Genomic DNA, 17335 nt, shown 5'->3' with positions numbered 1-17335 from the left:
GTTAAATGGCACTAAAAGCAACGCAGGATATGCTTTGCCCTGAGCATATCATTGATTCATCTTACTAATATCCATTAATTAAAAGATAAAAACTAGGGGATTTATGGCAAAACCGGACTGGGGCGAGCTTCAGCAACGGTTCCTGTCCGATCATGCTGCAACCGGCGTATCACCGAAAGAATGGTGTGAAGCGCAGGGACTGAACTACGCTAGCGCACGCCGATATATTAAAAAGCAAGCTGCGCAAAGTGCGCAAAAACCTGTACAGAAGAAAGTGCGCAGTGCGCAAACAGAAAAATGCGCAGAGAAGTTGGTAGGGAGCAAACTGAGCCCGAAGATAACGCGCTTCATTGCTGAGTATCTTAAGGACCAGAACGCTACGGCAGCCGCAGAGCGAGCTGGATACAGTGACCCGAACTATGGCCGTCAGCTTATAACGAATCCTAACGTTGCGCAGTCCATTGCGCAGCAGCAGAAAGCATCCATTGCGCGCACGCTTGCCGATGCCGATGAAGTTCTCGCACAGATGTGGCAACTCGCCACTTTCGATGCCAATCAGCTTTCACAATACCGCCGCGGCGCTTGCCGTTACTGCTGGGGCTTTGGTCACCACTATCAGTGGCGCGACGCTGTTGAGTTCGATGAAGAGACGGCGAAGGTTGAAGGAAGAGAAGGAGCGCGACTGCCCGAAGACACAGGTGGTTATGGCTACGACCACAACAAAGAGCCCAACCCTGAATGCCCACGCTGCAATGGCGACGGCATTGGCCAGCCTTATTTCCCCGATACGCGCAAACTCCCTGCAGTTTCAAGGCTTGCTTACTCCGGCGTGAAGGTTGGCAAGAATGGCGTCGAAATCACTGCTATCAGCCGTGAGCGCATGTTCGAAGCGGTGATGAAGCGGCTTGGCCTGGCAGATAGTGAGTTTGCGCAGCGACTGCAACAGATTGAAATCGACCGCCGGCTGCTGGAGATCGAGAAACTCCGCAAAGAGCTGGCCGGTGATGGTGACGACGACGAGCCAACCCCAGTGCAAATTAATATTAACGTAGTGGATGCGAGGGCAGATGATGGGGATCAGCCCGACACTTAACATTCCGCAGGCACGCTTCCTCGCGATGCAGCACAAATTCAAAGCCTACGTCGCCGGTTTCGGTTCTGGTAAGACTTGGGTGGGCTGCGGCGGCATCTGTAAGGGGATGTGGGAGTACCCGAAGATTAATCAGGGCTACTTTGCGCCGACGTACCCGCAGATCCGCGACATCTTTTATCCCACCGTTGAGGAAGTGGCCCACGACTGGGGCCTGACCGTCAAAATCAATGAGGGAAACAAGGAGGTCCATTTCTACGAAGGGCGGCGCTATCGCGGAACAACGATCTGCAGATCGATGGAAAAGCCCGGCTCGATTGTTGGCTTCAAAATCGGTAATGCGATGGTCGACGAACTGGACGTTATGCCGGCGGCAAAAGCGCAGCAGGCGTGGCGAAAAATCATCGCTCGTATGCGTTACAACGTCCCTGGTCTGCGAAACGGTATTGACGTCACGACTACACCGGAAGGCTTCAAGTTCGTCTATCAGCAGTTCGTTATGGCGGTGCGGGATAAGCCGGAGCTGGTGGCACTTTACGGGCTGATTCAGGCCAGCACATTCGATAATGCCAAAAACCTGCCAGATGATTACATTCCGTCGTTGCTCAGCTCATACCCGGATGAACTGATCCAGGCCTATCTGCGCGGCAAGTTCACTAACCTGAACAGCGGGACGATTTATCACACCTTCAACCGTAAGCAAAATAATTGCACTGACGAGATTCAGGACAACGATCCGCTGTTTATCGGCATGGACTTCAACGTGGGGAAAATGGCTGCGATTGTTCACGTGAAACGCAACAGTCTGCCGCGCGCCGTTCGTGAGCTGGTGAAGGTCTACGACACACCAGCCATGATCAAACGCATCCAGGAAGAATTCTGGCGCTATGAAGATGGCCGCTACGTTAAAAGCCGGGAGATTTATATCTATCCGGACGCCTCGGGCGACTCCCGAAAATCGCAGAACGCCAGCAAGACCGATATCGCCCAGCTTAACGACGCGGGATTCAGCGTTATTGTCGATGATGCCAACCCGCCGGTGAAGGACCGTATCAACTCGATGAACGCCATGTTCTGTAATGCTAACGGTGAGCGGCGTTATCTGGTCAACGTCCAGAACTGCCCGGTGTACACCGAGAGCCTCGAGCAGCAGATATGGGCGGCAAATGGTGAACCGGATAAGTCAGCAGATAACGATCACCCCAACGACGCTGGTGGGTACTTCATCGTGAAGGATTACCCGATCGTGAAGCCAGCCTACTCAATCACCATGGACACCACTTTCTGATATGGCAAACGACGACATCACCTGGGTTCGGCCAGAACACCGGGCGGCTTCTGCTGCCTGGCGGAAATACCGCGACTTCTGTAAGGGGGCTGAGGCAGTTAAGGACGCGGGCAATAAATATCTGCCGTTGCTCGATCCGACTGATAAATCCTCGCGCAACCGTAAGCGCAACGAGGACTACCTTAGCCGGGCGGTTTTCTATGCCATAACAGGCAATACGAAAATCGGCCTGCTCGGGCTGGCGTACCGGAAAGATCCGACGTTCAGTGGCCCTGAAAAGCTCATGTACCTTCTGAATAATGCAGACGGAGCCGGGACGAGCATTTATCAGCAGTCCCAGCTGGTGACTGAAAACGTGCTGGAGGTTGCGCGCGACGGCATTTACGTCGATTACGCTGAGGCCACCAACGAGGCGATTATCCTTCGTTATCCGGCAGAAAACATCATCAACTGGCGAACGAAGCGCATCAACGGGCGCGATCAGCTGGTGCTGGTGGTGCTCCGTGAGTGTGTCGAGCAGCCAGATGGCTACGCCTACAAAGACGAAATCCAGTACCGCGAACTGGCGCTAGAGGACGGGATGTTTATTTGCCGGGTATGGCGCCGTAGCGGCGGTACCGCCAGCGGGACTTATGCCATCGACAGCGAGTACCGCCCCAAACCCAAAGGACTGGATTACTGGGATGAAATCCCATTCACCTTTGTCGGTGCGCAGAATAACGATTCGACAATCGATGATTCCCCACTGGCCGCGCTGGTGGAGATTAACCACGGTCATTACCGCAACAGTGCGGACTATGAAGACAGCGTGTGGTTCTGCGGTCAGGTTCAGCCATACATGACCGGCCTCGATACCGGGTGGCGCGATCACCTGGAGAAGAAGGGCGTCAAAATCGGCTCTCGTTCTCCGCTGCTGCTTCCAAAGGAGGGCTCTTTTGGCTATGCGCAGGCGCAGCCGAACATGCTGGCGAAGGAAGCCATGGACAGCAAACGCGACTACATGGTGCAGCTGGGCGCGCGACTAATTGAGCAGAACGCCACGGCTAAGACCGCGACGCAGGTAAGCGGGGAGCAAACTTCATCCACATCGGTGCTCGGTATCTGCGTATCAAACGTTTCTGAGGCTTATACACTGGCGCTGGGCTGGTGTGCGAAATACCTCGGGCTCAATGACGAGTCTCCTGCCTACACCATCAATCAGGAATTCATCGCGAAGGTGGCCGAGTCCGGTATGGTCACGGCGATCGTGAACGCCTGGCAGTCTGGCGCGCTGCGCGATACCGATATGATTCGGGCACTACAGAAACTCGATCTGATCAACCCGGCAGACAACCCCGACGATGTCATCGATGCGCTTCGCAACCAGGCGCCCACGTTGACTGGAGGCTGATATGCCAACCGTCAATGAAAGCCTGCGTGATGAGGCGATCGCGCATTCCGTGTGGCTGAGCCGTTACGCCACCGGCGTGGCGAACAGGATGGTGAAGCTCCTAAACGAGACAGACGCAGACCTGTCGGCGCGTTTGCTGGATGCGCTGGACAGGCTGTCACCGGAAAGCTTCACCGTTAAACGGCTGGAAAGTCTGCTCGGCAGCGTGCGGCAACTGAATCATCAGGCCGTCTCTGCAATGCAGGCCGGGCTGGAAAGTGAGCTGGTGGCGCTTGCGAAGAACGAAGCCAGTTATCAGTTGAGCCTGTTCGACTCACTTCTGCCGTCCCAGGTGTTGTCCCGTTATCCGCTGCAGGGCGTTACCGCCGACATGGTGTATGCCGCGGCGATGGCGCAGCCTTTTCAGGGGCGGCTTCTGAGCGAGTGGGCGAGTAATCTGGAGTCGGACAGGCTGACACGCGTCGTTAACGCCGTGCGGCGTGGTTATCTGGCAGGCGACACGATGGAAGCGATCGCGCGAAACGTTCGTGGCCACGCCAACAAGGACTACCGAGACGGCGCGCTGCAAATGAGCAGGGCGAATGCTGCCAGCATAGCCAAAACGGCCGTTAATCATCTGGCCGCGACCGCGCGTAACAGCTTCACCAGCGCCAACAGCGATGTCGTGAAAGGTAAGCAGTGGTTATCCACGCTGGACAACAAAACCAGCCACGATTGCATCGTTCGCGATCTGCTGCGTTACACCCTGGACAATAAGCCGGTGGGGCATAAGGTGCCTTACCTGCAGGGACCCGGGAAAATTCACTTCTGCTGTCGTTCAACCGAAACGCTGATCCTCAAGTCCTGGCGTGAGCTCGGCATTGATATAGACGAAATGGACGAGGGCACCCGCGCCAGTATGGACGGGCAGGTGCCGGGGAAAACCACGTATCTGGAGTGGCTCAAACGTCAGCCGGCGCAGCGGCAGGATCAGGTGCTGGGCGCAGAACGCGGGCGCTTGCTTCGTGCCGGTGCGATTGATATGGGTGACATGTTCACCGATAAAGGCGAGTGGATAACTCTGGAACAACTCAAACAGCTATCAGCGACTGATAACTGACAAACATCACTTACATCATGCCCTGGCACCCGCCGGGGCTTTTTTATGGGCGAGGCCCGGCAAAATCCCGAGGGGACATTATGTTAATCCGAAATATGCTTCTGAAATTTTACGCTCCAGAAAGCGGCGGCGAAGGTGGTGGCGGTGGCGCTGTCGAAATCACACCGGAAATCCAGAAGCTGATCGACGAGCGTGTGACCAGTGAAGTCACCGGTCTGAAAACCAAAAACTCTGAGCTGCTGGGCACCATCAAGCAGCAAAAAGAGAATCTGTCCCGCTTTGATGGTATCGACCCGGACGCCGTACGCGGCATCCTGCAGCGTTTCTCCGACGATGAAGAGGCAAAGCTTATTGCCGCAGGGAAAATTGACGAGGTGCTGGATAAACGCACCGAGCGTCTTCGCGCTGATGTCGATAAGCAAATCAAGATGGCTAACGAGCGCGCGGATAAAGCCGAGGCGTTTTCCAACAAATTTCGGGATCGCGTTCTTGGTGATGCTATCCGCTCAGCAGCCGCTAAGACCGGTGCGCTACCGGAAGCATCTGACGATCTGATCCTGCGTGCCAAAGGCACTTTCAAGCTCAACGATGAAGGCGAGGCCGTAGCGGTTGATGCGAATGGCGACGTTCTGTTTGGTAAAGACGGGAAAACCCCGCTAAGCCCGCTTGAGTGGGCGGAGTCTCTCAAGGAGACGGCTCCTCATCTGTTCCCACGCGCGGAAGGCACTGGCGCGGGCGGGCATAAACCGAACGGTGGCGGCAGCCTGAAACGCTCCGAAATGAGCGCCAGCAACAAGGCGGACTACATCCGCAAGCATGGCCAGCAGGCCTTCCTCAAACTTCCGAAATAAGGGATTTACCCGATGACGACTGTTAATACCGATCTGATTATTTATGACGACCTGGCGCAAACCGCTTTTCTTGAGCGCCGTCAGGACAATCTGGAGATTTTCAACGCCTCCTCCAACGGTGCGATCCTGCTGGACAACGAACTGATTGACGGGGATTTCCGCAAGCGCGCGTTCTACACGGTTGGCGGCTCCATCGAATCGCGCGATGTGAACTCTACCGACAAAGTAACGGGCAAAAAAATCGGTGCGGCCGAAGCGGTATCCGTTAAAGCGCCATGGAAATATGGCCCATATGAAACCACCGAAGAAGCATTCAAACGCCGTGGCCGCTCCGTTGACGAGTTCTCTGAGGTGATTGGCACCGATGTGGCTGACGCAACGCTGGAAGGCTACGTTAAGTACGGTCTGAAGGCACTGACCGCGGCGATCGGCGCAAACGCTGAAATGGTGGTGACCGCTGATATCGAAACGGATGGCAAAAAGACCCTGACGCGCGGTCTGCGTAAATACGGCGATAAGTTTAACCGTGTGGTTCTGTTCGTCATGCACTCCGCCACCTACTTCGACATCGTTGATGAGGCGATCGCCAATAAAATCTACGAAGAAGCAGGTGTGGTGGTGTACGGCGGCCAGCCGGGCACCCTCGGTAAACCGGTTCTGGTAACCGACACCATGGACGCCGACGCTATTCTGGGGCTGGTGACCGGGGCGGTGACCGTGACCGAATCTCAGGCACCGGGTTTCCGCTCCTATGACATCAACGATCAGGAAAACCTCGCAATCGGCTACCGCGCGGAAGGCGTGGTGAACGTTGATCTGCTTGGCTACAGCTGGGATACGTCAAAAGGTGACAACCCAGACCTGACCAAAATTGGCACTGCCGGCAACTGGAAAAAACACTTCACCAGCAACAAATCCACGGCCGGCGTTCTGATCAAGCTGGGATCTGCTGCGGGGGAGTAACGCTGTCAGCGGATAAATCATCCGCGACCGCTGACAGCACCGACGCGGTAACGCTCTCTCTGAAATACACCCGCAACGGCTCCGGTGTTGCAGGCAAGACCGTTGCCTGGTCATCGACGGGTGGCACGCTCAGCACCGAGAGCTCGCAGACTGGCTCTGCTGGTGGCGCTACGGTGAAACTCACCGCTGACGCAGCGGGGACCTTTACGGTCACTGGCACGGTTGATGGCGTGGCAAAAACCAGCGATGAAATCACTTTCACCGCACCTGCTGGCGAGTAACGCATGGGGCGAAAGCCCCACATCCGGGACATTTCCATGATTAATACCGATATCACCAGTGTTGGCGCCAACAGCTACGCCAGCGAGGAAGACCTGGTATCCTTCGCCGGGCTGCGTGGCATTACGCTGCCTGAGAAGCTCTCTCCATTGCTGATTAAGGCGATGGACTATCTGGAAGGGCTGGAGTGGGTAGGCTCAAAGGCGAAGCCACGGCAACCGCTTTCCTGGCCGCGCCTGAACGTGGTGCTGGATGGTCACGATCTTCCGCCTGATGAACTACCTAATCAGGTTATCACCGCACAGTGCATGCTGGCGGTCGAGGCGATAGACGGCGATCTGCTTGCAAGCACCCGCGAGGCGGCGGTGAAGACCGAGCGCGTGGAAGGCGCAGTCACCATGACCTACGCGGTTGCAGATGGCGAAGTTTTTACACCGTCCTACCCGGCAGTCATGGCAATTCTTGGCGATCTGGCTGGTGGTCGTGGCTATGCCATCAATTCCTTTGCGGAGCGTGCGTAATGGCAATCAACTATCAGCGCATGCAAGCCACTGCCACCCGCATGATCAGGCAGAACGGCATTTCGTATAACGTCATGCGAAAGGGTTCGGTGACGGTGATTGCTGGTGTTGAGCACAGGTCTGACGATATTCGTTTCACAGCCACGGGCGTAAAAACGGATTATCAGCCAGGCGAGATCGACGGAACGGTAATCGAAACCAGGGATGTTCGTATCGTGTTTACCGCAGAGCAGGAAATCAAAACCGGAGACCTGATCGACGTGGACGGTATCACCCATCGGGTGGTGAAACCGAATCCTTCGAAGCCGGCAGATGTGGTGCTCTGCTATCAAGCGCAATTGAGGGCCTAGTATGAGTGAGAATTCTGCATTCATCGCGGATATCACTGCGTTCGTCAATAAGGCAAAAGCCAACCAGGATGCGGTGGTTCGCGCGGTTGGAATAAGAATTCTCAATCAGCTGGTAATGATGTCTCCCGTCGGAAACCCTGAGCTTTGGGAAATCAATCAGACGGCCGCATCCTATAACCGCGCTGTGTATGACCACAACGAGGTGCAAAGAACAGATCCTGCCAACCTCACGAAAACCGGGCGACTGAAGAAAAAGGCGCGGGTTGTCGATGGGATGGATATCAAAGCGCCGCCAGGCTACACCGGTGGGCGGTTTCGCGGTAACTGGCAGGTGTCGTTTGATGCGCCCACGACCGAGGAAAACGGGCGGATTGATAAGACAGGCGATCTCACCAAAGCCGCGGGGAATTACACGCTTTCACTGTTCAAAGTTGGGATGAGTTCAATCTACTTCTGCAACAACGTCCCTTACGCCTATCCGCTTGAAATGGGTCACTCCACTCAGGCGCCGGGCGGCATGGTGCGCATCACGGCGGCAGAATTTCAGCGTTTCTTTGACGAAGCGATCAGGGAGGTGTTGAAGTGATCCCAGATATTGCTGCGGCTTTGGCCGTAAGGCTTGGTGCCTGGGCCGATGCTGAGCGCATCACCGTTGCCTGGGAAAATGTACCCTTCACACCGCCTGCCGATGCTATTTACCTCGCGGTTCATGACATGCCCGCCACACCTCGCACGCTCGATCTCGGTCTGCGCTGTCGGGTTTATTCTGGTGTGTATCAGATCAACGTTGTGGCACCCGTTGGCACCGGCCGCTCAGCTGCTGTGGCGCTGGCGGACCGGGTGGCTGAGCTTTTCCCTGAAGGGCTGGAAGTTGAAGGTAACGGCTTCATCAGTTCGATCAGCGGCGCGCCGGGTATCTTCCGGGGTATTTCGACGGACATCTCTTACACTGTCCCTGTCAGCCTGAACTACCGGGCAGATATCGTCAGCTAATTCTTCTTCTCACCTTTTCAAACCAGACCGGCCGCGCGCCGGTTTTCTTTTCTTCGAAGGAGTAACCACTATGGGCTTTGCACTGCCTAACGGCGCTCACGTCTATCTGGCGTCGGGCTATGGCCCGGCAATTGCTTTCACTGGCGCGACGAACGCCGAAAACGTGGTGATCACCGTCAGTTCCGCGGAGGAGCTGGATGTAGGTGATATCGTCCATGTGAACTGCAACTGGTCCGGAATTGATAACGTCATTGCCAAAATCGACGCAATTGCTGAAAGCGCGGTCACGTTGCGAAATATCAATACCATTAACAAAAACAAATATGCCGCTGGTGGCGGCACTGGTTCTATCCGCAAGGTTCTTGAGTGGACAGAGCTGCCGCAGATTACAGAGGTATCGAAATCCGGCGGCGATCAGAACACCACACAAATCCAGTTCCTGAGCGACGATCGCCAGCGCAACCTCAACACCTACAAATCTGCTGTTTCGCAGACCTATTCGATCGCACACGATTCCACGCTTCCGGTTTACCCGCTGCTGCGCCAGCTGGATGAGGACGAAGAGACGGTCGCAGCTTACATGTACGTTCCAAAGGCTAAGGAAAACCGTTATTGGGCCGCCACGGCATCCTTTGACGATACACCAACCACAGCGGTCAATGAGGTGGAGACGGTGAGTGTGGTTCTGAACCTGCAGTCTCCGGCCATGACGTTCTACAAAGTGACCAATGCCACGGCGTAAGCCGGGATCAGGAACCAACCACATGCCTCCTGTCCGGAGGCTTTTTTACGTTAAGAGGCATCAATGGCAACGAAGTTTACTCTCCAGCCTAAACCTACTTTCAAAGCAAACGTCACGATCCCGCGCGCCGGTGATGAAGACGGCGTACTGACCTTCACTTTCAACCACAAGCCGCTTAAGGAGCTGGCCGATCTTGAAAAGCTGGAAGGCAAAACAGCCACGGATTTCCTGATGGAAATTATTGCGGGCTGGGCGCTACCCGATGCGTTCAACGCCGACAACCTGGGCGTACTTCTGGAAAATTACCCGGCAGCCATGAAAGCCATTCCGGAGACTTACTATCGCGAACTGCTGGGCCAGCGCGAAAAAAACTGATAGCGGTTGCCTCGGCGTTCTATACGCCTGAACCCACGGCAGCCGACCTTGCTCCCTACGGGCTGAGTCCTGACGATTACGATGATGAGATCGTGGATGTATGGCCCGACGTTTGGCCTTCGTTTGTCGTGTTCCAGGCCGTCAGTACTCAATGGCGTACGGGAATGGGCGGCGCATCCGGGCTGGACTACAACGTACTGCCCTGGGTGATGCGTTTGCATAACGTGAGCGACGAGGTAACCGCGCTTTCAGATATCCGGGTAATGGAGCGCGCAGCGCTGAAAATCATGCATAAAGAGAGGGTGGAATGAGTAACGATATCGCCACCATTTCGCTGCGCGTCAACACCAGCGAACTGGAGCGCGGCAATCGGGAGCTGGAACGCTTTCAGGATACTGCGACCACCGCCGCCGATAAAGCGGATGACCTGAACAGTACGTTCCGCACCGGTGTCGATAATCAGAAGAAAAACAGTGAGAGCCTGAAGCAACAGCGCCAGGAATTGCAGAACCTGCTGAACAAAATCAGCCCGGTGAATAAGGCGCTGGATGAGCTGGATTCAATTCAGGAAAGCCTGGCGAAGTTTCGCGGTAAAGGGCTGGTGGACGATGAAGATTTCACCCGCTACAACAGCGTGCTGGAGACGACCCGGGCGAAACTGGCGCAGGTCATGGAGGCCGAAACAGCAGAAGGGCGGGCTCGCATCGAGCAGGCTCAGGCGGCCCAGCGGGCAGCGGCATCTGGGAAAACATTCATTGCCTCACTGGAGGAGCAAACTGCTGCGATCGGCAAAACGCGCGCTGAAATCCTTGAGCTAAAAGCCGCACAGCTGGGAGTAACGCAGCAGGCCGCTCCGATGATCGCCAAACTGAAGGAACAAGAAAACGTCTGGAAGAACGGTGCAATCAGTGCGGGGCAGTATCGTAATGCGATGCGTTACCTGCCAATGCAAATGACCGACATCGTTACCTCGCTTGCGTCGGGCATGCCGGTATACATGGTTGCTATCCAACAGGGCGGCCAGTTGCGCGATACGTTTGGCGGAGTGGGTAATGCGCTGAAAGCTATTCTCTCGCTGGTAACGCCGGCAAAGCTGGCTTTAGGGGGAATGATTGGTGTTGCTGGCCTGCTGGTCGCTGCCTGGTATAAAGGTTCACAAGAGGCATCCCAATATAACAAACAGCTGATACTTACCGGCAATTATGCGGGGAAAACTGCCACACAGCTGTCTGCACTGGCAAAGTCTCTATCCGGTGGGGGGATTAACCAATACGCCGCTTCTTCTGTTCTGGCTCAGGTAGTGGGTTCTGGAAAGTTTGATGCAAACAAGCTTGAGACAGTGAGCCGCGCGGCAGTTGCGATGGAGCAGGCAACTGGTCAGTCGGTGGATAAGACCATCGCTAATTTCCAGAAACTTTATGCCGAGCCAACTCAGGCATCGCAGGAGCTTAACAATCAACTGCATTACCTGACGGCGGCTCAGTTTGAATATATCTCTTCTCTAGAGCGCCGGGGTGATAAAGAGGCCGCCGGGGAAGCTGCAGCTGATGCATATAGCCAGGCTGAACAGCGCAGAAGCCAGCAGATCCTCGATAATCTGGGTCTTGTTGAGAGAGCCGCACTTGCAGCCCGCAATGCCTTCAAAGGGATGTGGGACGAGTTGCTCAATATTGGGCGCCCAGAAGCCCCGCAAGACATACTTGCAAAACTGCAGGCTGACCTGGCAGATCGTGAAACTCAGTTATTGCCTGAGCGCCAGAAGATGGGTTACGGCTATAGCTACGACACTAGTTCGCAGAACAGGGATTACGATAATCGCCGTAAAGCGCAGCTGGCAGCCATAGCATCGCTGAAAGCCCAGATGAACCCCATGCTGGGAGCCATCACTCTTCAGGACGATTTGAACGGGGCGATATCCGCAGGAAAAGAAATTAACGAAGATGCGATAACTGCCCAGCAGATCATGAATCGCTATCTTGTCGCCGGTACTGAGGCCGCAGAGAAGCGCCGTCAGGCACAGGACGAACTGAACAAAGCCATTGCAGATAATGCCAAAGCTGCCAGAAACGGAACGGCGACACTCTGGACGGCTGAGGACATTGCCAAAGCGCGAGCCGGGATCGAGAAGCTGTATAAAGACCCCAAAACGCCAAAGGCGAAGGGGGAAACAGTCTCGTCCGGTCTGCGAGCTGAGGATTCTGCTCAGTCTGAATTGCTGGCGCTACAGGCGCAGTTGTATGCCCTGCAGAAGCATAAAGACCTGAACGACACGATCAGTCAGCAGCGCAAAAACTTATGGACCACTGAAGCCAGATTTCAGGTGCTGGAAGAGGCTTGCCGGTCCCGCTCGCTCACTAAACAGGAGCAATCGCTGCTGGCGAGTAAGGACCAGGTTCTTCAGCTAGCGCGCCAGAAAGCGCTACTGGGTGATCAGATCTCAGCGCAGGAACAATTGAACAAGCGGATGGATACCGCGCAGAAATACGCCACGCAGATGGCCGAGAAGCAGGCCGCGTTGGCAGGCGGCGCCGGGATGAGCGATCGGCAAGCTCAGCGTGAACTTGCGAAAAGCCAGCTGGCTGCCGGCTGGAAAAATGCTGGCGGTTCTCTGGACGACGACGGTTATCAGAAGCAACTCAAGGCGGCGACTGACTATTACGATGCTGAGGATCGGCTGCGTGGAGACTGGCTGACCGGTGCGAAGAAGGGGTGGTCTGAGTTCGAAGACAGTGCCTCCAATGTCTATGGGCAGATGCAAAACCTTTCCCAGTCCGCATTTACGGGCATGGCATCAACGCTCACGGATTTTTTTACAACTGGCAAAGCCAACTTCACGGATTTTCTGAGCACATTCCTTAAAGGCATTGCCCAGATGCTGGTCCAGTTGGCTATGGTCAACAGTATGAAGTCAGCGTTTGGCGGGACGGCTGTAGGGGCCTTTTTCGGTTTCTCCCAGGGCGGCCTGGTCCCGGCGTTCGACAGCGGCGGCTATACCGGTGACGGTGGAAAATATCAGCCGAAAGGTATCGTGCATGGCGGAGAGTTTGTGTTCACCAAAGAGGCTACCAGCGCGATCGGCGTTGGCAATCTGTACGCAATGATGCGTGGTGCTCAGGGTTACGCTGACGGCGGTTATGTCGGCAATGCGCCGATGTATGGGCTGCAATCCGCTGGCGCTGGTGGTGTTACGGTGCAAACCTCAGTTGTCGTGCAGAACCAAAATGCACAGCAGCAAACATCAGGTAATGACGAAGCGATCACCCGGGCATATAAGCAGACGATCGATCAGTCTGTTCGGGCGGGCATTGCCCGGCAACTCCTGCCCGGAGGTATGATATGGAATGCCACAAAATCACGTTAATCTGCTTCGGTGGATCTCGGCTGGTTCGTGAAGCTACTAGTGTATGCTGATAAATGATCAGTTCATTTAACCAATTTGAAAATGTTAGTATAAAAAAAATGATTTCACTGGTGCATACATGATTCCGCCGAAGCCACTGAGCGACATTGCTAAGTTAAATTCGCTTATCCAGCAACTGACACCTTATGTATCTACAGAGGCTGAGCATACGGTGTTTACTGAAAGGCGCTTTGAAGCTCAGGTAGAAGAGTTTGAAGATGAATTTTTTTATAGTGTTGCTCGCTCCTACTTTCTATTTTCAATAGGTAAGGTTGAAGACGGGATTGCGCTTGCAGAAGAAATTGTTGATGCTCATTCGTCTGATGTAGTTACATGGGGTAACTATATTCTATGTTGTATGTACAGGGTTGGGATAGCTAAGGCTTTGGAATTAGCCGAGCGAGCCGCAGAATGCACTAATTCTCCTCGATTCGTCCGTGATTGTTTCTACTATGCTCGTGGGCTTGGTGATTTCGGAAAGTTCAGATTTTATCTGGAGAGGTTTTCAAAAATGGGGCAGCTAGATTTTGAATTATCTGATGATGATAACGCAATGCTACCATTAGCAGTTAAGCAAGCCAGTAGGGCTGCACTAAGCGGAAAAATGGAAAAAATTGCTGAAATTGGTAGGCTAATGAATAGTATGATCAGTCCTTACAGACAGATAGATTCTATTGCCAATTTTTATATTTTAGATGATGGCGAAGAGGAAACTTATGTCTTCGAGTTAACACCGCCAAATACTTCTCCTGATGAGTGTGCAAGGAACAATATCGAGCTAATTGACCATCGTATTCGTGCTGGCTTTATTGATTGGTCTGTGGTCGGTACTTTTACCAATGAACCTGGTATTGAGGGAGAAACCGCGTGTCAGTAATGCCTTCTGATTTTCTTGAGTCTGCGCTCAGTTTTTCTGATGATTCAAATGAGATGTCAATTCGAAACAAGGTAAGCCGGGCGTACTATGGTGGCTATCTTGCTGCGAGGGATTGGCAGATAAAATCTGGTGACAAGATTCCTCAGACGTTAAGTGGTGGTGTTCACATGCGCTTAATCCATTTTTATCAAAAAGGATTATGTTCTGATCTTGCGCCAGAAGAGCAACAAAAGTTAGCTGGACTTTTGAGCCTTGCAAAGTCTTTGAGAACGAAGGCTGACTACAAACTCGGCATCCGTGTCCCAGCTAGCGACGGGAAAACAGCAGTTAGATGTGCCGAGGAAGTCAGCGCCATTCTTAGTAATTAACCCGCTGTCCGGCGGGGTTTTCTATTATGTGGCAAGCATAGATAAGCCAGCGGATATCGCAGTTTGTACCACCGTTTTCAATGTCTCGGTAGACAGTTCATTCAGAGTTGATTTCGCCTTTTCCTTATCTGTATCGCTCATGTTGGATATTGCTACGAGGTCTTCAAGGACGACTACAGCATCTCGATGGAATTTTATAGTAGTGACATTCAGAATGGCTGAAAGACCGCCATCGTTAAGCAGGAAGTCAATACCCTTTTGAGTTGCACGCATATTATCCAAGAATGAGTATGGGTCATCGCTGGTTCTGTTTTTTATGGTAATAAGACCATGTTCAGCCAAATAAACAATATTGGCACTTAGAACATCATCTCCATAATCCATTATTTCAGGAGGAAACTGTTTCCAAAAAGTAGTGCTGGGATAAACAGCTATACATTTTTCCAGAATTTCTTTTTGCAAATCCCTATCAAATTTGTACATAGCTTACCTAATTAATATTGTTGCAATTATTAAGAGTATTTTACTTTTATCGCATTGTTTGACAGGTCCGAACATGATCAACCAGAGCATGCTCTACTGCGGGATGTTAGTTGGGCTTAATTTTGTCAATCATTAGCAGCGCTCCTAAAGAGGGTGTGTCCAGATGTTCCTAGTACTTCTTAATTCTCAGGCTCACCTCTGTATGCGTCAATGCCTTTTACGCAGAAATGTTATTAATATCAACCCAGAATTCAATACACCTGGCAATTTCAACGTTAGTTGAGTGACCATTTCGCTCAACTTGCACATCAATTGTCTGTATCAGTTCCTCGCGGAGTCGCTCATTAAATTGAAAATCATATCAACATGGTGATGCACACAATTAGTTCACCATCTTTATCCCACAACCGCTAAGGCGGTTTTTTTATGCCCGGAGGATAAGTGGCGATCCAAACATTCACCTGGCAAACCCAGATACAGGCAGGCATGGAGGGCGAGTTTAGTCACTCGACTCGCGCCGCATCTTTCGGTGACGGCTATGAGCAGATTGCGGGCGAGGGCATCCATCCCGAAAAGCAGTCCTGGCCAATAACCCTCACGGGTAGAAAAATCGAGATGCTAGCCGCTCTAAATTTCTGCCGAATGCACATCACAAAATCGTTTATCTGGACATCACCCATTGGCGAGGTAGGACTTTACCGCGTAGAGGCTGATTCAGTGAAGGCGCAGCCCCTCTCCAGCAAAGTGATGACCATTACAGCCACTTTCAAACAGGCATACGCACCATGATCACAGAAGATTACCAACGACTTGAACCCGGTAATAAGATCCGCCTCATTGAGGTTGATGGGTCCACTTTTGGTGTTGATGACGTCCTGCGCTTCCATGCCTACAACTTGCCCCATACGGCCGATGAAATTGCCGCTGCTGGCGGTGATGAGACGAAACTTGCAGCGAAAAGTATCTGGTGGCAGGGAAAGGAATATGCCGCCTGGCCTTATCAGCTTGAAGGGCTAGAAGCATCAACGGACGGCAGCAGCGCGCAACCAACTCTTACCGTGGCAAACATCGACAGCTCGATCACAGCTCTCTGCCTGGCCTACGACGATATGCTCCAGGCGAAGGTCACTATCCACGATACTTTTGCCCATTACCTGGATGCCAGAAACTTTCCTGAGGGAAATGCCACTACAGATCCGTTGCAGGTGAGAAAGCGCGTGTTCTACATCGATGGAAAGAACAACGAACTGGCGGGGAAAAGCGTCGAGTTCATTCTCACCAGCCCGATGGATCTTCAGGGATTAATGATTCCGACGCGTCAACTCCACTCGCTATGCACATGGTGTATTCGCAACCAGTATCGCTCTGGTGACGGGTGCGAATATGCCGGCGCCAGATACTTCGACTTGAACAATAACCCGGTAGGCGATCCTTCCCTAGATGCCTGCAATGGAACGCTGACCGCATGCCGGTTGAGGTTTGGCGAGAATGAAGAATTACCCTTCGGTGGCTTCCCGGGCACCTCTCTCATCAGGAGCTAACCATGCGTCAGAAAACGATTAGCGCCATCATGGCGCATGCCGCGAAGGAGTATCCACGTGAATGCTGCGGCGTGGTGGCTCAGAAAAGCCGGGTGGAGCGCTATTTTCCCTGCCGCAACCTTTCTTCTGATCCGACAGAGCAGTTTCATCTTTCGCCAGAGGATTATGCGGCTGCCGAAGACTGGGGATCGGTAACGGCCATTGTTCATAGCCACCCTGACGCAACGACTCAGCCGAGCGAACTGGATAAAGCACAATGTGATGTGACGCTTTTGCCCTGGCATATCGTGAGTTGGCCGGAGGGAGATCTGCGCACTATTCAACCGCGTGGTGAGTTGCCGCTGGTGGGGCGTCCGTTTGTTCTGGGTGTGTACGATTGCTGGGGTCTGGTGATGAGTTATTATCGGCAAACTTATGGCATCGAGTTGACCGACTATCGTGTGGATTATCCGTGGTGGGAGGACAGTTATTCGGATAATTTCTATCAGGAATGCTGGTATGAATGTGGGTTCCGAGAGTTTAATGGGCCGGTTCAATCCGGCGATATGGTGATCATGCAGGTCCAGGCTAACAAATGGAATCATGCCGGCATCATTTTAGAAGGCACCATGTTGCTGCATCATTTGTATGGCCACTTGAGTCAGCGTTTGCCTTACGGCGGGTACTGGCGAGAACGAACAATTAAAACCGTTCGTCACAAATCATTTTTTATTTAATAATGGTTT

Annotated in this window: 21 protein-coding genes; 20 read left to right on the top strand and 1 reads right to left on the bottom strand. The window is 53.3% G+C overall.

Features of this window, described 5'->3' with window-relative positions; translation table 11 throughout:
• Window positions 1–103 precede the first annotated feature (103 nt).
• From JBO43_RS02145 to JBO43_RS02065, 17 genes are all read left to right on the top strand, one after another.
• Entirely contained in the window at window positions 104–1093 is a 990-nt protein-coding gene (locus tag JBO43_RS02145; protein WP_202673634.1) for a terminase small subunit, read from the top strand.
• The gene (locus JBO43_RS02140) at window positions 1071–2378 is read left to right on the top strand and encodes a terminase large subunit domain-containing protein (protein ID WP_202673944.1); all 1308 of its coding nucleotides are present in this window, start codon (window positions 1071–1073) and stop codon (window positions 2376–2378) included. Before JBO43_RS02145 ends, JBO43_RS02140 begins: the two co-directional genes overlap by 23 nt.
• Window position 2379: 1 nt before the next feature.
• Complete coding sequence (locus JBO43_RS02135; RefSeq protein WP_202673633.1) at window positions 2380–3768, top strand: DUF4055 domain-containing protein; 1389 nt, start codon at window positions 2380–2382, stop codon at window positions 3766–3768.
• Between the two features lies 1 nt (window position 3769).
• Entirely contained in the window at window positions 3770–4867 is a 1098-nt protein-coding gene (locus tag JBO43_RS02130; RefSeq protein WP_202673632.1) for a phage minor head protein, read from the top strand.
• A gap of 80 nt (window positions 4868–4947) precedes the next feature.
• Complete coding sequence (locus tag JBO43_RS02125) at window positions 4948–5718, top strand: hypothetical protein (RefSeq protein ID WP_181827739.1); 771 nt, start codon at window positions 4948–4950, stop codon at window positions 5716–5718.
• Between the two features lie 12 nt (window positions 5719–5730).
• Window positions 5731–6681: a major capsid protein gene (locus JBO43_RS02120; RefSeq protein ID WP_202673631.1), complete on the top strand. Its 951-nt coding sequence runs from the start codon at window positions 5731–5733 to the stop codon at window positions 6679–6681.
• Window positions 6606–6962, top strand: a complete 357-nt coding sequence (locus JBO43_RS23150; RefSeq protein WP_202673943.1) for an Ig-like domain-containing protein — start codon at window positions 6606–6608, stop codon at window positions 6960–6962. The genes JBO43_RS02120 and JBO43_RS23150 overlap by 76 nt, the downstream gene beginning before the upstream one ends.
• Before the next feature lie 36 nt (window positions 6963–6998).
• Complete coding sequence (locus JBO43_RS02110; RefSeq protein WP_202673630.1) at window positions 6999–7481, top strand: DnaT-like ssDNA-binding protein; 483 nt, start codon at window positions 6999–7001, stop codon at window positions 7479–7481.
• Window positions 7481–7831 carry a hypothetical protein gene (locus JBO43_RS02105; RefSeq protein ID WP_202673629.1) on the top strand — a complete coding sequence of 117 codons (351 nt, stop codon included), beginning with the start codon at window positions 7481–7483 and terminating at the stop codon, window positions 7829–7831. Before JBO43_RS02110 ends, JBO43_RS02105 begins: the two co-directional genes overlap by 1 nt.
• A gap of 1 nt (window position 7832) precedes the next feature.
• The gene (locus JBO43_RS02100; protein ID WP_202673628.1) at window positions 7833–8417 is read left to right on the top strand and encodes a hypothetical protein; all 585 of its coding nucleotides are present in this window, start codon (window positions 7833–7835) and stop codon (window positions 8415–8417) included.
• Window positions 8414–8824 carry a DUF4128 domain-containing protein gene (locus JBO43_RS02095; RefSeq protein WP_202673627.1) on the top strand — a complete coding sequence of 137 codons (411 nt, stop codon included), beginning with the start codon at window positions 8414–8416 and terminating at the stop codon, window positions 8822–8824. The genes JBO43_RS02100 and JBO43_RS02095 overlap by 4 nt, the downstream gene beginning before the upstream one ends.
• 70 nt (window positions 8825–8894) lie before the next feature.
• Entirely contained in the window at window positions 8895–9566 is a 672-nt protein-coding gene (locus tag JBO43_RS02090) for a phage tail protein (protein WP_202673626.1), read from the top strand.
• 63 nt (window positions 9567–9629) lie between these two features.
• Window positions 9630–9941, top strand: a complete 312-nt coding sequence (locus JBO43_RS02085; protein ID WP_202673625.1) for a phage tail assembly chaperone — start codon at window positions 9630–9632, stop codon at window positions 9939–9941.
• The gene (locus tag JBO43_RS02080; RefSeq protein ID WP_202673942.1) at window positions 9938–10252 is read left to right on the top strand and encodes a DUF1799 domain-containing protein; all 315 of its coding nucleotides are present in this window, start codon (window positions 9938–9940) and stop codon (window positions 10250–10252) included. The genes JBO43_RS02085 and JBO43_RS02080 overlap by 4 nt, the downstream gene beginning before the upstream one ends.
• Complete coding sequence (locus JBO43_RS02075) at window positions 10249–13302, top strand: phage tail tape measure protein (RefSeq protein ID WP_202673624.1); 3054 nt, start codon at window positions 10249–10251, stop codon at window positions 13300–13302. The genes JBO43_RS02080 and JBO43_RS02075 overlap by 4 nt, the downstream gene beginning before the upstream one ends.
• Window positions 13303–13420: 118 nt before the next feature.
• The gene (locus JBO43_RS02070) at window positions 13421–14218 is read left to right on the top strand and encodes a hypothetical protein (RefSeq protein WP_202673623.1); all 798 of its coding nucleotides are present in this window, start codon (window positions 13421–13423) and stop codon (window positions 14216–14218) included.
• On the top strand, window positions 14209–14586 hold the full coding sequence (locus tag JBO43_RS02065; RefSeq protein WP_202673622.1) for a hypothetical protein: 378 nt from the start codon (window positions 14209–14211) through the stop codon (window positions 14584–14586). The genes JBO43_RS02070 and JBO43_RS02065 overlap by 10 nt, the downstream gene beginning before the upstream one ends.
• A 24-nt stretch (window positions 14587–14610) precedes the next feature.
• Here the strand turns inward: JBO43_RS02065 and JBO43_RS02060 are convergent, their stop codons facing one another.
• Window positions 14611–15069: a hypothetical protein gene (locus JBO43_RS02060; protein ID WP_202673621.1), complete on the bottom strand. Its 459-nt coding sequence runs from the start codon at window positions 15067–15069 to the stop codon at window positions 14611–14613.
• A 441-nt stretch (window positions 15070–15510) separates the two neighbouring features.
• Between JBO43_RS02060 and JBO43_RS02055 the strand changes: the two genes are divergently transcribed.
• Genes JBO43_RS02055 through JBO43_RS02045 form a run of 3 tightly spaced genes read left to right on the top strand, consistent with a single transcriptional unit; the run spans window position 15511 to window position 17326 of the window.
• Window positions 15511–15858, top strand: coding sequence for a phage tail protein (locus JBO43_RS02055; RefSeq protein ID WP_202673620.1), 348 nt, complete (start codon window positions 15511–15513; stop codon window positions 15856–15858).
• Window positions 15855–16610, top strand: a complete 756-nt coding sequence (locus JBO43_RS02050) for a phage minor tail protein L (protein WP_202673619.1) — start codon at window positions 15855–15857, stop codon at window positions 16608–16610. The genes JBO43_RS02055 and JBO43_RS02050 overlap by 4 nt, the downstream gene beginning before the upstream one ends.
• Window positions 16611–16612: 2 nt before the next feature.
• Window positions 16613–17326, top strand: a complete 714-nt coding sequence (locus JBO43_RS02045; RefSeq protein WP_202673618.1) for a C40 family peptidase — start codon at window positions 16613–16615, stop codon at window positions 17324–17326.
• The last annotated feature ends 9 nt before the right edge of the window (window positions 17327–17335 follow it).

The organism is Lelliottia jeotgali (genome assembly GCF_016771845.1).
GTDB classification, from domain to species: domain Bacteria; phylum Pseudomonadota; class Gammaproteobacteria; order Enterobacterales; family Enterobacteriaceae; genus Enterobacter; species Enterobacter jeotgali.
The sequence above is the reverse complement of the archived record's forward strand: the minus strand, read 5'-3'. Positions and strand labels throughout refer to the sequence as shown.

What these genes read in the sequence shown, in the direction of transcription:
- JBO43_RS02145 (WP_202673634.1), top strand. Translation starts at nt 104, where the DNA reads ATGGCAAAACCGGACTGGGGCGAGCTTCAGCAACGGTTCCTGTCCGAT.
- JBO43_RS02140 (WP_202673944.1), top strand. Translation starts at nt 1,071, where the DNA reads ATGGGGATCAGCCCGACACTTAACATTCCGCAGGCACGCTTCCTCGCG.
- JBO43_RS02135 (WP_202673633.1), top strand. Translation starts at nt 2,380, where the DNA reads ATGGCAAACGACGACATCACCTGGGTTCGGCCAGAACACCGGGCGGCT.
- JBO43_RS02130 (WP_202673632.1), top strand. Translation starts at nt 3,770, where the DNA reads ATGCCAACCGTCAATGAAAGCCTGCGTGATGAGGCGATCGCGCATTCC.
- JBO43_RS02125 (WP_181827739.1), top strand. Translation starts at nt 4,948, where the DNA reads ATGTTAATCCGAAATATGCTTCTGAAATTTTACGCTCCAGAAAGCGGC.
- JBO43_RS02120 (WP_202673631.1), top strand. Translation starts at nt 5,731, where the DNA reads ATGACGACTGTTAATACCGATCTGATTATTTATGACGACCTGGCGCAA.
- JBO43_RS02110 (WP_202673630.1), top strand. Translation starts at nt 6,999, where the DNA reads ATGATTAATACCGATATCACCAGTGTTGGCGCCAACAGCTACGCCAGC.
- JBO43_RS02105 (WP_202673629.1), top strand. Translation starts at nt 7,481, where the DNA reads ATGGCAATCAACTATCAGCGCATGCAAGCCACTGCCACCCGCATGATC.
- JBO43_RS02100 (WP_202673628.1), top strand. Translation starts at nt 7,833, where the DNA reads ATGAGTGAGAATTCTGCATTCATCGCGGATATCACTGCGTTCGTCAAT.
- JBO43_RS02090 (WP_202673626.1), top strand. Translation starts at nt 8,895, where the DNA reads ATGGGCTTTGCACTGCCTAACGGCGCTCACGTCTATCTGGCGTCGGGC.
- JBO43_RS02085 (WP_202673625.1), top strand. Translation starts at nt 9,630, where the DNA reads ATGGCAACGAAGTTTACTCTCCAGCCTAAACCTACTTTCAAAGCAAAC.
- JBO43_RS02075 (WP_202673624.1), top strand. Translation starts at nt 10,249, where the DNA reads ATGAGTAACGATATCGCCACCATTTCGCTGCGCGTCAACACCAGCGAA.
- JBO43_RS02070 (WP_202673623.1), top strand. Translation starts at nt 13,421, where the DNA reads ATGATTCCGCCGAAGCCACTGAGCGACATTGCTAAGTTAAATTCGCTT.
- JBO43_RS02060 (WP_202673621.1), bottom strand. Translation starts at nt 15,069, where the DNA reads ATGTACAAATTTGATAGGGATTTGCAAAAAGAAATTCTGGAAAAATGT.
- JBO43_RS02050 (WP_202673619.1), top strand. Translation starts at nt 15,855, where the DNA reads ATGATCACAGAAGATTACCAACGACTTGAACCCGGTAATAAGATCCGC.
- JBO43_RS02045 (WP_202673618.1), top strand. Translation starts at nt 16,613, where the DNA reads ATGCGTCAGAAAACGATTAGCGCCATCATGGCGCATGCCGCGAAGGAG.